The 16,488-nt window shown below is 38.1% G+C and carries 13 protein-coding genes and 1 pseudogene; all 14 read left to right on the top strand.

The window, feature by feature from the left end:
* Nucleotides 1-574: 574 nt before the first annotated feature.
* The 14 genes and pseudogenes from nikB (at nt 575) to NSQ92_RS17690 (ending at nt 16,471) form a co-directional block, all read left to right on the top strand.
* The gene (nikB, locus tag NSQ92_RS17755; protein ID WP_341152999.1) at nt 575-1,519 is read left to right on the top strand and encodes a nickel ABC transporter permease; all 945 of its coding nucleotides are present in this window, start codon (nt 575-577) and stop codon (nt 1,517-1,519) included.
* 15 nt (nt 1,520-1,534) lie between these two features.
* Nucleotides 1,535-2,434, top strand: coding sequence for an ABC transporter permease (locus NSQ92_RS17750; RefSeq protein ID WP_341152998.1), 900 nt, complete (start codon nt 1,535-1,537; stop codon nt 2,432-2,434).
* Nucleotides 2,435-2,457: 23 nt separating this feature from the next.
* On the top strand, nt 2,458-3,984 hold the full coding sequence (locus tag NSQ92_RS17745; protein ID WP_341152997.1) for a glutathione ABC transporter substrate-binding protein: 1,527 nt from the start codon (nt 2,458-2,460) through the stop codon (nt 3,982-3,984).
* 9 nt (nt 3,985-3,993) lie between these two features.
* A complete protein-coding gene (locus tag NSQ92_RS17740) occupies nt 3,994-5,004 on the top strand; it encodes an ABC transporter ATP-binding protein (protein WP_341152996.1) in 1,011 nt (336 codons plus the stop codon).
* A complete protein-coding gene (locus NSQ92_RS17735; protein WP_341152995.1) occupies nt 4,973-5,965 on the top strand; it encodes an ABC transporter ATP-binding protein in 993 nt (330 codons plus the stop codon). Before NSQ92_RS17740 ends, NSQ92_RS17735 begins: the two co-directional genes overlap by 32 nt.
* 1 nt (nt 5,966) lies before the next feature.
* Complete coding sequence (locus NSQ92_RS17730; protein ID WP_047943895.1) at nt 5,967-7,577, top strand: gamma-glutamyltransferase family protein; 1,611 nt, start codon at nt 5,967-5,969, stop codon at nt 7,575-7,577.
* A 24-nt stretch (nt 7,578-7,601) separates the two neighbouring features.
* Nucleotides 7,602-8,165, top strand: coding sequence for a chromate transporter (locus NSQ92_RS17725; RefSeq protein ID WP_047943896.1), 564 nt, complete (start codon nt 7,602-7,604; stop codon nt 8,163-8,165).
* Nucleotides 8,162-8,692, top strand: a complete 531-nt coding sequence (locus tag NSQ92_RS17720; RefSeq protein ID WP_047943897.1) for a chromate transporter — start codon at nt 8,162-8,164, stop codon at nt 8,690-8,692. The genes NSQ92_RS17725 and NSQ92_RS17720 overlap by 4 nt, the downstream gene beginning before the upstream one ends.
* A 20-nt stretch (nt 8,693-8,712) precedes the next feature.
* On the top strand, nt 8,713-9,549 hold the full coding sequence (locus NSQ92_RS17715; RefSeq protein WP_341132959.1) for a DUF1028 domain-containing protein: 837 nt from the start codon (nt 8,713-8,715) through the stop codon (nt 9,547-9,549).
* Nucleotides 9,550-9,838: 289 nt separating this feature from the next.
* Nucleotides 9,839-10,525, top strand: coding sequence for a GntR family transcriptional regulator (locus tag NSQ92_RS17710; RefSeq protein WP_235844546.1), 687 nt, complete (start codon nt 9,839-9,841; stop codon nt 10,523-10,525).
* 86 nt (nt 10,526-10,611) lie between these two features.
* Nucleotides 10,612-12,681, top strand: a pseudogene (locus NSQ92_RS17705) (alpha-glucuronidase family glycosyl hydrolase).
* Nucleotides 12,682-13,244: 563 nt separating this feature from the next.
* Nucleotides 13,245-14,414 carry an extracellular solute-binding protein gene (locus NSQ92_RS17700; RefSeq protein WP_341152994.1) on the top strand — a complete coding sequence of 390 codons (1,170 nt, stop codon included), beginning with the start codon at nt 13,245-13,247 and terminating at the stop codon, nt 14,412-14,414.
* A gap of 58 nt (nt 14,415-14,472) precedes the next feature.
* Nucleotides 14,473-15,603, top strand: coding sequence for an ABC transporter ATP-binding protein (locus tag NSQ92_RS17695; RefSeq protein ID WP_053215768.1), 1,131 nt, complete (start codon nt 14,473-14,475; stop codon nt 15,601-15,603).
* Between the two features lie 4 nt (nt 15,604-15,607).
* Complete coding sequence (locus NSQ92_RS17690; protein WP_047943900.1) at nt 15,608-16,471, top strand: ABC transporter permease; 864 nt, start codon at nt 15,608-15,610, stop codon at nt 16,469-16,471.
* The last annotated feature ends 17 nt before the right edge of the window (nt 16,472-16,488 follow it).

The following is a 16,488-nucleotide window of genomic DNA, read 5'->3' as shown; positions in this document are numbered from 1 at the left end:
CTACATGTAAAACACTTGCTTGCCACAACAGAAACTTCCTAGCCAATCAACCTTCTTAAATACCGTAATTGTAAAATAATAGAAAGCTAAACCAATTCTCCCCAATAAAATTTACAAATTCTTAAAAAAAAACTCCAACAAAAAGTAAAAGCGTATTTACTTTCTTGAAATAGTATTAATCTTTTTACATCCCTAGTAAATAAGAAGGAATTCAAGCAACTAAATTACTATAAGAAATTAATTCAGAATAAAGATACTGAAAAATGAATGATTATTAAATTAATCCACCTTTCATACTCTCTAGTAATTTTTCTCTTATACTTTGTGAAAAACATATTATTATTTCGAGAAAGTAAATATTAGAGATGCGAAAGGGTTTTCTTATTTTCTATAAATATAGAATATATAAAATTATTAAATTTTTTAGAAAAATAACTAGAATTCTGTTTGTAACTGTCTTATAATCATGAATATTAATCATTTGCTTTCGTTTGTTAATCAAATAAAGTGATTTGATTTCCTTTTGAAAGCAATAATAATTGGATATTTTTACAAAGAGGGGAAGGTGAGATGATTGATCTCCATGATTATTAGAAGGTTATTTCAGCTTGTGCTATTACTTATTGGAATATCTTTCTTAGTTTTTGCTAGTATGCATTTGGCACCAGGTGATCCAGCTTCCATCATAGCAGGACCGACGGCATCTTCTTCAGATATTGATGCGATTAAAGAAAGCCTTGGCTTAAAAAAACCTTTTCTTGTTCAGTATTGGGATTATTTGAAAAATGTTCTGCAGGGTGACCTTGGTTATTCTTATCAGACAAAGCAATCTGTTTCAGAAGCTATTGCGGTGAGATTTCCGAATACTTTAAATTTGGCGATAGCAAGTATTATTGTCGCAGTTGTTATTGGATTAGTTGCCGGTATTATCTCAGCACTTAAACAAAATTCTTGGCTGGATGTATTTAGCACTGTCTTTTCATTAGGCGGTATATCGATTCCTAACTTTTGGCTTGGCTCAATCTTGATTCTTGTATTTGCAGTCAACTTACAAATGCTTCCGGTTGGTGGATTGGATGCACCGTTTTGGACGATAGAGGGAATGCAGCAATTAATTCTTCCTGCTATTACATTAGGAACAGGTTCAGCCGCCATGATTGCAAGAATGAGTCGATCATCGATGCTAGAGGTCATTCAAGCTGATTATGTACGCACAGCAAGAGCAAAAGGGGTAAAAGAAAAATCGATTATAGGAGTGCATGCTTTAAAAAATGCCATGATTCCTGTGATTACGGTAATTGGCGTTAATTTTGGGGCATTATTAGGCGGAACGATTATTACCGAACAGGTTTTTGCGATAAATGGTGTTGGAAGATTAATGATTGATGCCATTGCTTCAAGAGATTTTCCAATGGTCCAGGGGTCGGTATTATTGGTTGCTTCCCTGTTTGTTTTAGTCAATTTAATTGTCGACATTATCTATGTTTTTGTAGATCCAAGAATTAGCTATGACAACTAGGAAAGGAGGAAACGAATGGAAACAGTAACAAATTCACAAATAACACCAGTAGGAAAGAAGGTGAAAAAGGATTCATTTCTCTTATCTACCTGGAAAAAGTTGATTAGAAATCGTTTAGCTGTTATTGGGCTGATAATTATAATTTTGCAGGTTGCAATAGCGATTGCCGCTCCTCTTATAACAAGTTATGATCCAGCCCGCCAAAACTTAGAGGCAACCGAATTACCGATGTTCTCCGAAGGACATTGGCTAGGTACTGATAATTATGGGCGAGATATGTGGAGTCGAATTGCTTATGGAGCAAGAATTTCTCTTATTGTTGGAAGTATTGCCGTTGCCCTTGGCTTAATAGGCGGGATTACATTGGGGTTACTTGCAGGCTATTATCGAAAATTAGATGGAATCATTATGAGAATAGTAGACTTATTATTTTCTTTCCCAGGGATTTTGCTTGCCATGCTTATCATTGCAGTCCTCGGCACCAGCTTAGTAAATGTGGCCATTGCAATAAGTATTTGGTCTATTCCTTCTTGTGCCAGAATTGTCAGAGGCTCGGTGTTATCGGTGAAAAAGCAAGAATATGTCTTTGCAGTTAAATCACTTGGAGCAAGCGATTTGCGCATTATGTTTAAGCATATTTTGCCAAACTGTACAGCACCAATTATCGTGTTTGCAACAATGCGTATGGCGACGGCTATCCTTTCTACCGCTTCTCTTAGTTATCTAGGATTAGGGGCTCAGCCGCCAACACCTGAATGGGGAGCAATGATTTCCCAAGGGCAGGCGTATATGTGGACATCACCACATATGACGATTATTCCAGGGGTTGCCATTATGCTAACAGTATTTGCTTTTAATGTGCTGGGAGACGGATTAAGAGATGCGCTTGATCCAAATATGAAATTTAATCAATAACAAATGACAAAGGGGAGTTATTAATGAAAAAGATAGTATTCGCCATGCTGGCATTATTGCTGGTAGTAGCAGCTGGCTGTTCGAAAAGTTCGAGTGGAGGAGCAAAAGGAGAAAGCGCTGCCCAAGAAATAACCTATGCAACGACAACAGATGTGGTAGGGTTATCTCCCATTTTAACAAATGATTCTGTTTCTTCCTCTGTCAATGAGCAAGTGTATGAAACATTGTTTACTCGTAATTCAGAAACAATGGAAATTGAACCACTTTTAGCGGAATCTTATGAAAATCCAGATGAATTAACATGGGTAATTAAGTTAAAGGAAGGAATTAAATTCCAAGATGGAACAGACTTTAATGCTGAGGCGGTAAAGTATACATTTGATAAATTCCGTGATCCAAAAACAGCGGCACCACGTGCTTCCTTGTTGGAACCAATTGAATCTGTCAATGTCAAAGATGACTACACAGTAGAAATTAAAACGAAATATGCTTATGGTGCATTGTTAGCGGCACTTTCTCATTCTAATGCAGCTATTGTTAGTCCAGAAGCAGATAAAAATGGTGATTTAATGAAAAATCCTGTCGGTACAGGTCCATTCAAATTTGTAAGCTGGACACCAGGTGAATCAGTTGTATTAGAAAAAAATCCTGATTATTGGCAAGGAGAAGCCAAACTAGACAAAATTACTTTTAAAGTGGTACCAGAAGTGACAACAGCTATTTCTATGCTGCAATCAGGAGATGTTCAATTCATTGATGGTATTCCAACAGAGCAATTGTCTCGTGTCGAAGGACTAAAAAATGTAGAAGTGCAGAAGAAAGAAGGAACACCTGTTTATTGGTTTGGCTTTAATATGGAAAAAGAGCCAATGAATAATCTGGAATTCCGCCAGGCGGTGGCGTATGCATTAAATCGTGAAGCATACGTAAAACAGCTTAATGGTTTAGGAGTTGCAGGAAACAGTATTATCGGACCAAAGGTATTTGGGTATGATGAAGCAAGCAATGATGCTGGCTATGATTACAACTTAGATAAAGCAAAAGAATTAGTTGAGAAAAACGGTTTTGGTGACAAAGAATATACATTACTTGTAGCAAACAGAGCGAATTATATGAAAATGGCAGAAATTAGTCAGTCGCAATTACAGGAAGCTGGCTTCAAAATCAAAATTGAAACAATGGAATGGGGAGCATTTCTAGATGCAAGCCGCAACGGAGAGTATGAAATGAACTTCTTAAGCTGGTCGAACTCAACAGCTGATGGAAGTGAATTATTATATCCGAATTTCCATACAGATAACGCTGGTTCCTCTAATATGGTGAGATACAGCAATGAGACATTTGATAAATTAGTAGATGAAAGTCGTGAAAGTGTAGACCAAGATGTTCGTGCAGCGAAATTAAAAGAGGCTAATGAGTTTCTTGTAAAAGACGCTCCTGCGATTGTCATGAATCATGGCGTAGTAACACTTGCTTATGATAAATCAGTTAAAGGATTAGACATTGATCCAACAGGAACTTGGTCATTATATAAAGTTTACAGAGAGTAGGGATAAAAAATGGAGAAGAAGCTATTATCTGTAAAAGACTTACGGACAAATTTTCGTACAGCTGATGGGGAATTATCAGCTGTACGAGGAATTTCTTTTGACTTAGATAAAGGAGAAACATTATGCATTGTCGGAGAATCCGGTTGTGGGAAAAGTATTACCTCCCTTTCACTCATGGGGCTTCTTCCAAGCAATGGCTATATAAGCAAAGATTCTACGATTGATTTTAACGGAACAGATCTATCAAAGCTAACAAAGGAACAATTACGTTCTATCCGTGGTCGCGACATATCCATGATTTTTCAAGAGCCAATGACGGCATTGAATCCAGTGCTGACAATAGGATATCAGCTAAGAGAGCCCCTTATGCTTCATCAGCAGTTATCTAAGCAAAAGGCTAATGAGAAAGGAATTGAACTTTTAAAACAAGTAGGTATTCCTTATCCTGAAAAAAGAATGAAGCAATATCCCCATGAATTAAGTGGCGGAATGAGACAACGGGTCATGATTGCGATTGCATTATCCTGTCGTCCTCAGTTATTGATTGCGGACGAACCAACAACGGCATTAGATGTAACTATTCAAGCACAAATATTAGATTTAATGGATGATTTAAAGAAACAGCTAGGTATGGGTGTGATTATGGTTACTCATGATATGGGTGTAGTTGCTGAAATAGCGGACCGAGTAATGGTGATGTACGCTGGCGAAAAGGTGGAGGAAGGCGATGTGGAGAGCATTTTTACAAATCCGCAGCATCCATATACAAGAGGTCTTCTGAACTCTGTACCAGATATTGATGATCCATCTTTTGAACTGGAAGCTATTCCTGGGTCACTCCCTAATCTAAATGAGGAAATTAGTGGATGTCGTTTTCATCCGCGCTGTCGATTTGCCACAGACCGATGTAAAGAAACATCACCTGGTGAATATGAGCTCCATTACGCTCATCGCGTAAAATGCTGGTTGCAAGAGGAGGTGGAAATACATGCAGACGATCGAGAAACCATCCCTTCTTAAATTAGATGGGGTTAAAAAGTATTTTCCTATTAAAGGCGGATTATTGCAGCGTGTTCAAGGCCATGTCAAAGCTGTTGAAAATGTTAGTTTAGAAGTTTTCGAGGGAGAAAGCGTTGGCATTGTTGGCGAATCTGGGTGCGGGAAATCCACACTTGGCAGAACGATTCTCGGCTTAGAAGAAATAACCGATGGAAAGGTGTATTTCCAGAGCCGGAATACGCAGGAGCTTTCTAGTAAGGAACGGAAAGCAATTAAAAAGGATATGCAGATGATTTTTCAGGATCCTTATGCTTCCTTAAATCCTCGTCAAAAAATTGGGAATGCATTAGAAGAGGCATTTGTCATTCATACCAATCTATCAAAAGATGCAAGAAAACAAAGAGTAATAGAGCTACTACAAGAAGTGGGGTTAAAGGAAGAGCATTATGACCGCTTTCCCCATGAATTTAGTGGCGGACAGCGTCAGCGAATCGGAATTGCCCGGGCAATAGCTCTTAATCCTTCCCTTATTATTTGTGATGAGGCGGTATCAGCATTAGATGTATCTGTTCAGGCCCAAGTATTAAAATTAATGAAGGGACTGAAGGATAAATATCAATTAACCTATCTATTTATCTCACATGACTTAGGGGTTGTTCGCTATTTCTGTGATCGGGTTTTAGTTATGTATTTAGGAAATACAGTGGAGCTTGCTTCTTCGGAAAAATTATACGAAAATCCGCTTCATCCTTATACTAAAGCGTTGTTATCCTCGATTCCACGTCCTAAAATGGGAGCAAAAGGGCAAAGAATTCGCTTAACAGGAGAAATTCCTAATCCGGCTCATCCTCCTTCTGGCTGCCCATTTCATACACGCTGTCCGATAGCAACAGATCTATGTAAACAAGTAAAGCCAAAGTGGCAAGAAGCAGAAGCGGATCATTTTGTTGCCTGTCATTATGTCGGAAAGGAATTGAATTAAGATGAAACTAGATTACTTGTATCACCCTTATCCTTCCCAGCGAAATACTGTTTTTGCAAAAAAGGGAATGGTTGCTACATCGCAGCCTCTTGCTGCTCAAGCTGGTTTAGAGATTTTACAAAAGGGCGGAAATGCGATTGACGCAGCAATTGCAGCAGCCGCAGCATTAACAGTAGTGGAACCAACTTCTAATGGAATCGGGGGAGATGCATTTGCGCTTGTATGGGTCAAGGATAAGCTGCATGGATTAAATGCAAGTGGACCTGCACCAAGTTCCATATCCATTGATGCGTTAAAAGCAAAGGGGCTAGAAAAGATACCAACCCATGGTGTTATTCCGGTAACAGTGCCAGGTGCTCCATCTGCCTGGGCATCACTTTCAGAAAAGTTTGGAAAATTACCTTTGAAAGAAACATTGGCACCAGCTATTCGTCTTGCTGAAGAAGGCTATCCAGTCAGCCCGACTCTCGGAAAGTATTGGGATCTTTCCTATAATCGCTTTAAAGAAAGTTTTCAAGGTGATGAATATAAGCCTTGGTTTGATACGTTTACTCCTAATGGAAAAGCACCGCAAATCGGGGAGATTTGGTCATCACCAGGTCATGCTTCTACATTGCGCTCTATTGCAGAAACAAATGCAGAAAGCTTTTATCGTGGAGAATTAGCTGATAAAATAGCACAGTTTATGAAAGAGCATAATGGCTATCTTCAAAAAGAAGATTTAGAGCGCTATTATCCTGAATGGGTGGAGCCAATTTCTGTTTCTTATAAAGGCTATGATGTTTGGGAAATTCCGCCGAATGGACAAGGTTTGGTTGCATTAATGGCACTTAATATTGCTAAAGGCTTCAAGTTAACAGAGAAGGATTCCGTTGATACATACCATAAACATATAGAAGCAATGAAGCTTGCATTTACAGATGGGAAAGCATTTATTACCGATGAAAAGGAAATGCCTCATACAGTAAAGGAATTATTAAGCGAAGAATATGCTGCTTTAAGAAGAGAAAAAATTGGCGATCAAGCTATTACTCCTGAACCACTATCACCTCCAAAGGGAGGAACGGTTTACTTAGCCGCAGCAGATGAAGAAGGAAATATGATTTCCTATATTCAAAGTAATTACATGGGCTTCGGCTCAGGAATTGTCATTCCCGGAACAGGGATTAGCATGCAAAACAGGGGGCATGATTTTTCCCTTGATCCAGCCCATCCCAATGCATTAAAACCGGGGAAAAGAACCTATCATACAATTATCCCTGGATTCCTTACGAAAGATAATAAGCCAATCGGACCTTTTGGGGTGATGGGCGGTTATATGCAGCCACAAGGTCATTTTCAAATTGTCACCAATACAATCGACTTTCATTTGAATCCACAAGCGGCTTTAGATGCACCGCGCTGGCAGTGGACGGAAGGGAAGAAGATACTAGTAGAGCCGCATTTTCCTAACTATTTAGCTCAAGCACTTGCAAGGAGGGGACATGAGATTCAAACGGCTACAGAGTTTGGACATTTCGGCAGAGGACAGATTATCTGGAGAGATGAAGAAACAGGTGTATTAATTGGAGGAACAGAATCAAGAACAGATGGAACGATTGCCTCCTGGTAAAGCTGCAGAAAGGTTGTTGAGTTTATGACACATTGGCATCTATTTCTTGCTTTTTTTCGGGTAGGGATTTTAGGATATGGCGGTGGTCCTTCTTCAATTCCTCTTGTGAAAAAGGAAGTAGTGGATAAATATAAATGGATGACAGATGATGAGTTTTCTGATGTTTTGGCATTAGGAAATGCGTTGCCAGGCCCAATTGCCACCAAAATGGCTGGTTATATTGGCTGGCAAGTAAAGGGTGTATTCGGGATGATAAACGCTATTATTGCATCGGTTGTTCCGACGATACTATTAATGATTGTATTATTAACTTTTTTAAATTCCTTTAAAGATAAGCCTTGGGTATTAGGAATGACAAAGGCTGTTGTTCCTGTGGTTGGTGTAATGCTAGGAGTATTGACAGTAGATTTTCTAAAGAAAGTAAATAGTCATTTTCGGCTGACGCTGACGATTGGGTTGATGGCCGCAAGTCTTATTCTTTTAGTCCTTCTCCAAATCCATCCTGCGATTGTCATAGGAATTGTCATTGTCGTTTCTTTACTTAGCAAGAAGCAGAAAGAGGAAGTTAAAGAGGTGAAGGCATCATGATCTATTGGCATATTTTTTGGGCATTCTTTCTTCCAGGTATTCTCGGCTATGGAGGTGGACCAGCATCGATCCCCTTAGTGGAAAACGAAGTGGTCGATCGGTATGGCTGGGTAACCGAAAATGAATTTAGTGAAATACTGGCAATGGGAAATGCATTGCCAGGTCCGATTGCGACTAAAATGGCAGGCTATATTGGATTTCAAGAAGGTGGAATAATTGGTGCGAGTATTGGGGTCTTTGCAACGGTTGCCCCGTCCTTATTATTAATGATTGCCTTATTACGGCTGTTAATGAATTTTAAAGATTCACCTAAAGTGAGTTTGCTGACAAACTTAGTGAGACCTGTGATTGCTGTCTTACTTGCCATGATGACGATTAGCTTTTTTCAGAATTCCTATCATGGAATAGGAATCTTGCAAACTGTATTTATAGGTGCTATCAGCTTGATTTTATTGGAAAAGGTAAAGATTCATCCAGCATATGTAATAGCGGGTTCCCTAGTGTATGGAGCAATATTCTTGGCTTAAATGAAGGAGGAGGTTGTATAATGACATTTTCGATTGTTGGCTTTGATCCAGAGGAGAAGGAATGGGGGATTGCAGTCCAATCTAAGTTTCTTGGTGTTGGAGCCGTTGTTCCATGGGCAAAAGCAGGCGCGGGAGCAGTAGCAACGCAATCTTATGCAAACACATCCTTTGGTCCAGAAGGCTTGCGTTTAATGGAGGAAGGAAGGTCGGCAGAGGAGGCATTGCATGCGTTATTAGCACAAGATCCTGGAAGAGAACAAAGACAGGTTGGTTTTATTGATGCAAATGGCAATGCGGCAACCTTCACTGGAAGCGAATGTTATGACTGGGCAGGAGGAGTAACGGGTCCTCATTTTGCAGCCCAAGGAAATATTCTCGTGGATGAAAATACAGTAAAGGACATGGGGGCTATTTTTCAACAAACGGAAGGAAGCTTGGCAGTGCGACTACTTGCAGCATTGCAAGCAGGTCAGGATGCAGGCGGCGACAGCAGAGGACAGCAATCAGCAGCACTTCTTGTTGTAAAGGAAAAAGGCGGCTATGGCGGCTTCAATGATCGTTATATTGACTTGCGAGTAGAAGATCACGAAGAGCCAATTAAAGAACTTACACGTATCTACCAATTACAACAGCTCTATTTCGCCCCATCTAAACCAGAAAATATTGTATCGATAGAAGGAAAGACCAAAGAAGAACTTACGATTCACTTACAAAGATTAGGCTATCTAAACGAAACGACCACAAAAATATTAGACGCACTAAAAAGCTATATTCATACGGAGAATTTTGAAGAAAGAGAACAAAAGATAGGTCTAATTGATAAAGAAGTATTGGAGTATATGAAAAAGCAAAAATAAGATGGTAGAGAACTCCCTATTAATATGGGAGTTGTTTTAATGCTACCGATCATAGTTTAAAGCAACTGAAAAAAGCCATTAATGAGCAAAATAGAATATAAATTATGATTTTAAAAAATTTTAATTCTTGATTCAAAATGGCAACCGCCTATTTTCCCTTTATCCATAAAAGTTAAAATAGTCAGAAATGAAAAATTAATCTAATAAAGGGGATTGAAATTCCAGTGGAGACCTTCTATAATGAAAATACGAACTACCATACTAGTATAATTAGGATACCGAGGAAAAGGTGAGTATAATCGTTACGATTCGGAAAAAGGAAAATATCTCTACGAGGGATTTTGTGTATGAATCATTAAAAAATAGAATTACAGAATTAGAGTTAAAACCAGGGCTAAAGATTTCTGAACAAGAAATCGCAAGTGAGTTAAATGTAAGTCGCACTCCGGTAAGAGAAGCTTTCTTAAAGCTCTCACAAGAAGATTTGCTGGGGATATATCCGCAAATTGGTACGATTGTTTCCTTGATTGATTTAGAGCTTGTGGAAGAAGCAAGGTTTGTCCGGGAAAATATGGAGAAAGCAGTTGTGAAAGAAGCTTGTCAGGTTTTTAAACAAGAGCAGTTATTTAAATTGGAATCTAATATTGCCATGCAGGAATTATGCTTAAAAAATCAATCCTGCCATCAATTATTGGAATTGGATGATCAGTTCCATCGTTTATTATTTGAAGGATGCAACAAGCTGAGAACTTGGAAGATGATTAGAAAAATGAATAGTCACTTTGACCGCTTGCGTGTTCTTCGATTGGAATCCAATCTGGAATGGGATATGCTTGTTTCTCAGCATAAAGATATCTTTCATTTTATAAAGGAAAAGAAAACAAACGAAGCAGAAAAACTAATAGGGATACATTTAAACTTAGTTAACTTTGAAAAAGAGGAACTAAAGAAGACATATCCTGATTATTTTCGTTAAAATTAACAGGATCTAATCTAGCCTTTTCACAGAATTTTAATCAAGCTGTATTGGTTAATTATAGGAGGGTTATGTAAATGGAAAAAATGGTGGATAAAGAAAATCAACAATTCGTAACCAATAGTTATCATTGTTGGCTGCAGTATCGTAAAATAGAAAACGCTCATCAATACAGTAATATCACCTCTACGATTGGAATAGCAGGAGATACAGCCATGATTAATTCTGCTGCAAGGGAACTCCAGAATGGATTTAAATCCATGCTAGACGTTAATCCAACTCTTCAACCATATAATTCAAAGAAAAGCTCTATTATTTTAGGTACAAATGAAAGCGTTAACTTAAATGATTATGGCATCTCATCCACGTTATTTGATGACTTAAATGATGAAGGCTATGTATTAAAAACCACTGATGATAATAAACAGATGCTACTAATCGGAAAAACAGATAGAGGCGCATTATATGCAGCTTTTCATTTCTTAAGGATTTTACAGCAAGAAGAACCGCTAATTGGCTTAGAAATAAAGGAAGCACCGAAAAATCAGTTGAGGATGATGAATCAATGGGATAACATGAACGGATCCATTGAACGTGGTTATTCTGGAAAATCGATCTTTTTTAATGATAATGACTTCAATGAGGACTTAACAAGGGTAAAGGATTATGCTCGCCTTTTGTCATCTGTAGGTGTCAATGCTATTTCCATTAATAATGTCAATGTGTGGAAGGTAGAAACGAAACTGCTTACAAAAGAGTTTTTACCTAAAGTAAAAGAAGTAGCAAATATTTTAAGGTCTTATGGAATCACTACCTATTTGAGTATAAACTTTGCTAGTCCAATAGAGTTAGGAAACTTGACGACTGCTGATCCACTTGATCAAGAGGTAGAAAAGTGGTGGGCGAGAAAGGCAGAAGAAATTTATCGCTATATCCCTGATTTCGGCGGTTTTGTGGTAAAGGCGGATTCAGAGGGCAGACCGGGACCATTCAGTTATGGCAGAGGCCATGTCGAGGGGGCAAATGTTTTAGCACGAGCATTACAGCCTTTTAATGGAAAAGTAGTATGGCGTTGTTTTGTCTATAATTGCTTACAGGATTGGCGTGACAGAAAAACAGATCGTGCCAGAGCTGCGTACGATCATTTTAAGCCGCTTGATGGGCAGTTCCTTGATAATGTCATTTTACAAATTAAAAATGGACCCATGGATTTTCAAGTACGGGAACCAATCTCTCCATTAATAGGCGCCATGAAGGAAACGAATTAAGTAGTAGAATTTCAAATTGCGCAGGAATATACCGGTCAACAGAAGGATGTTTGCTATTTAGTACCACAATGGAAAGAGGTGCTAGAGTTCGATACCTATTCGGATGGAGAAGGATCGACCGTAAAATCAATCGTAGCTGGCAGACTTTATAACTATAGCCATAGTGGTATTGCTGCTGTCTCCAATATTGGTAATGATATAAATTGGACTGGGAATACTTTAGCACAGGCCAATCTTTATGGCTTTGGCAGATTAACCTGGAATCCTGACTTAACGACAGAAACAATCACAAATGAATGGATTCAATTAACATTTGGGAATAATCCAGTAGTTGCAAGTGTTGTTAAAGATATTTTACTTTCATCCTGGAAAACATATGAGCATTATACGGCACCCCTTGGTGTTGGCTGGATGGTTAATCCAGATCATCATTATGGTCCAAATGTTGACGGATACGAATATTCCAAATGGGGTACCTATCACTTTGCAGATTGTGATGGAATTGGGGTAGATCGTACAATGGAAACGGGAACTGGCTACACTGGGCAATATTTTGGACCAAATGCACAACGATACAACTCATTAGATGATTGTCCAGATGAGCTTCTGCTATTTTTCCACCATGTCCCATACTTACATAAACTTCATTCTGGAGAGACAGTCATTCAGCATATTTATAACACCCATTTTCAAGGGGTAGAAGAAGTGGAGATGTTTATTAAGAAATGGAATGAATTAGAAGGAAAAGTAGAAGATTGGGTTTTTGAAAATGTACAAGAACGTTTACAGCTGCAGTTAGAAAATGCGAAAGAATGGCGTGACCGTATTAATACGTATTTTTATAGAAAATCAGGAATTGTCGATGAAAAAAATAGAACGATCTATTAATTAGTACCTCTCATCCCCGCATTATACAGTAAAATCGACTTTTTACATTTAAAGAAAACCAGGGTGGAGGAACAGCTGCGCTTAAAAGACCAATTCGGTCACCCTTCAATAAGTGGGGGGTTGGAACAACCCCTCTGATTGATCATGATTAATAGTAGAAGTTAAATCGTGAAAGCAAAATCATCCAAAGAACCTACTCCTTTTGAATAAAATAGATTCATTTAACAGTAGTTTTAAAACGAATCATTTCTCCCATTGTTCACACCAGTGCATCGATCTTTCAAAATAGAATAGTAAACTTTAAGCATAAATCGTACGATAAGTAACAATTAAACTTCTAACTACCATACTAGTATATTCTTGTTGAATGAAAGAAGGATATAGAACGAATATCTTGAATTTGTATAATTGTAATCGCTTGCAATTATTTAAGCACTATACGGTGCCGTTGCTACTTAAAGGAGGTGGTTTTTAGAAGCAAAACAAAATACATCTTAGTCCAGTAACAATTCTGCATTTTTATTTGCGAGCATTAATAATACAGGAGAATTGGGGGGATTATTTTGAAAAAGCATAGATGGCTTTTTTTAACAATAATCATGACAATTAGTTTATTACTATCTGCATGCGGAGGAGCTGAAAAAAGTTCTGGAGGTAAAAACGGTAAAATAACGCTTACGATTTATTCGGCCGCTGGTGGAGATGAATACTATAAGGATATTGTTATACCGATGTTTGAAGAAGCAACAGATGGAAAATACAACGTGGAATATGGTCGAGGTACACCCCAAGAAGTAATCAACAAAATAAAAACGCAAGGTAAAAATGGAACCATTGATCTAGTGGTGACTGGTTTAGATGGTCTTCCACTTGGCATTAAAGAAGGCTTATGGGAAAAGATATTACCCGAATACTCAGAAGAGACTCATTCTGCAGAATGGAATGAAATTGGTCAGGAGTATATTGATAAATTCGAAGGCTATGGTGCACCAGTTACAACTGGTTCTGGTGGTCCTATCTTGATGTATAACACAAAAACAGTTAAAAACCCACCGAAAACATATGAAGAATTAAGAGAGTGGATTAAAGAAAATCCAGGAAAATTTACATACCCTGCAGTTCCATCTAGTGGTCCAGCACGAGGATTCTTCTTTGGTCTTATTCAAGCAATGGGAGAAGATTTAAATAACCCAAGCTCATTAGATAAAACGTGGAGTTATTTAGAAGAAATTGGAGAAACGATTGAATCCTACCCAGCAAAAACATCTGACTCGTTTGATCTTCTCCATGAGGGAGCAGTAGATATTGTACCGCACATCCCATTCTGGTATGCGGATAATAAAGCAATTAAAACTATCCCGCCGCATATTGAAGCTGTGAAATTGGAGGATGCCAAACAAGTTATCGATTCTCAATTTTATGTAATGGTAAAAGATTTACCAGAAGATCGCAAAAATGCTGCGCTCGAGTTTCTAAAGTTTGCTACATCGAAGGAAATACAGGCACAAGGATATGTTCGAGGCTTCCTTCCAGCAAATAGTCTAGCAACACCTGATATGCTAGAACCTAAATATCAAAAATCATATGAAACTCTCGTGGAAGCCGTAATGCCTGAGTTTAAAGAAGGCGACAAAATGAAAGTTCCAGACGGAGAATGGATACTATTCCCAGACTTAGAAGAGACCAATGAATTATACGGTCTTTGGGAAGAAAAAATTCAAGCACTCAAATAGGAAGTATTTTCCCTAGTCTCTTGTTTACTAGAGACTAGGGAGATAAGGAGGAATTAGTATGGAACAATCAGTATTGGCAAATACGGAGTCGGCAGTATCTAAAGCAGTCAAGAACACGACAAGTACAAAGGTTGAAATCAAGAATTTAACGAAACAATTTGGTGAATCAACAGCTGTGAATAATGCAAATTTGACAATTGAGAGCGGCGAATTTATGACATTCCTTGGTCCAAGCGGCTGTGGGAAAACAACTATTTTATCGATGGTATTAGGAACCCTTGAGCCGACTTCAGGAGATATTCTATTTAATGGCTCTCCGATTAATCATATTGCTATGAATAGGCGAGATATTGGCATGGTTTTTCAGAACTACGCATTATTTCCCCATATGACCGTTTCTCAAAACATCGCATTTGGTTTAGATATGCGCAAAGTAGAAAAAAAAGAAAAAAGGCGCAGAGTGCAAGAGGCGGTGGAGATGGTTCAGCTAAATGGGCTGGAAAATAGATTTATTAAAGAGTTAAGTGGAGGACAGCAGCAGCGTGTTGCCCTTGCAAGAGCACTAGTTATTCGTCCAAAGGTTCTATTATTAGATGAACCATTAAGTAATTTGGATGCAAAGCTTCGTAAAGATATGCGAATTCAAATAAAAAAAATTCATGATGAACTAGCGATCACCACCATTTATGTAACACATGATCAAGAAGAAGCATTGTCGCTTTCCACTAAAATAGCAGTAATGTCTAAAGGAGAAATTCAACAGCTAGGCACTCCTAAGGAAATTTTCGGAAAGCCTAAAAATCACTTTGTTGCCAATTTCTTAGGCTACGCTAACTTTATTAAAGGAAAGATTGTCAGTAAAAATAATGATTACCTTATTTTTGAGTCAGATTCCAAGCTTCGTTTAGAGATAAAAGGAAATGGTCGCCACCAGGTAGGCGATAGTGTACTTCTAACAATTAAGCCAGAAATGATTGAAATTGTCTCAAATGATCGAATTGGAGCCAATGTAATAGAAGGGGAGATATTGGTTGGGGATTATGTTGGAAGCACTACTGGCTATGAAATTAAAATCAAGGATGGTTCTGTTTTAAAGACTAGTGTTTTAGGGCTGGATCCTTATACGGCACACCAAAAAGTAAAGCTTTATTTGAATCCCGATAAGATTATTATTTTGGATGAGGGGTGAAAACATGAATCAACAGGCAAAACCGAAAAAAAGTGATTATTTAATGCTTCTCCCGAGTCTGCTCCCAGTACTTTTGATATTTGTTTATCCATTAATAAGAGGGATTATGATGACATTCCAAGAAAATGGAACCTCTAATTTCACGATGGGTAACTATATTGAGTTTTTTACAAACCCAGATTATTATCAAACCATTTTTCGAACACTTGCTTTAATTATTCCAGCAGCATTTCTGGAGTTATTTATTGCCTTCGCGATTACCTATTATATAAGAGGAAAGATGAGGGGCAAAGGAATAATAGCCGGATTAATTATTTTCCCCCTTACATTAGGCTCCTTAATTATTGATATGGCGATTATTTCATTTTTCAAGCCAACAGGCTGGTTCAACACGATTCTTTTACAAATTGGCCTGATTGATGAGCCAATCAGACTTGTCTATAACTATACTGGTGCATTTATTGCTTGTGTTATTTTGGGTGTGGCATTCCTTGCTACTAATTTCATTGGGATGATGGATTCCATTGATCCAAATTTAGAAAAAGCTTCGAGATCGCTTGGAGCCAGCGAATGGGTTACATTTAGACGAGTATTTTATCCACTTATTCGTGGTGGGGTTTTAAGGGTATTTGCTTTAAATATTATTATGCAGATTGGTGTGTATACTTCTGCTGTGATTGTAGGTAATCCTGCATCGGCAACCAGGACATTTGCTGTAGTTGCTTTCGAGGAAGCAATGCGAAACTTTAACTACAGTATGGCTAATACAGTTGCTGTAGTAATGGCAATTACGCAATTAGTAATTCTGGCAATTGTGTTTGCTTTACGTAAACGAGGATTCGTCGGTTCAGCAAGTACATTTAAATAACAAAGAGGTGAAATGTA

This window comes from Niallia sp. FSL M8-0099, from assembly GCF_038006945.1.
In the GTDB taxonomy this organism is placed as follows: Bacteria; Bacillota; Bacilli; order Bacillales; family Cytobacillaceae; genus Niallia; species Niallia circulans.
This window is presented reverse-complemented; position numbering and strand designations above follow the sequence as displayed.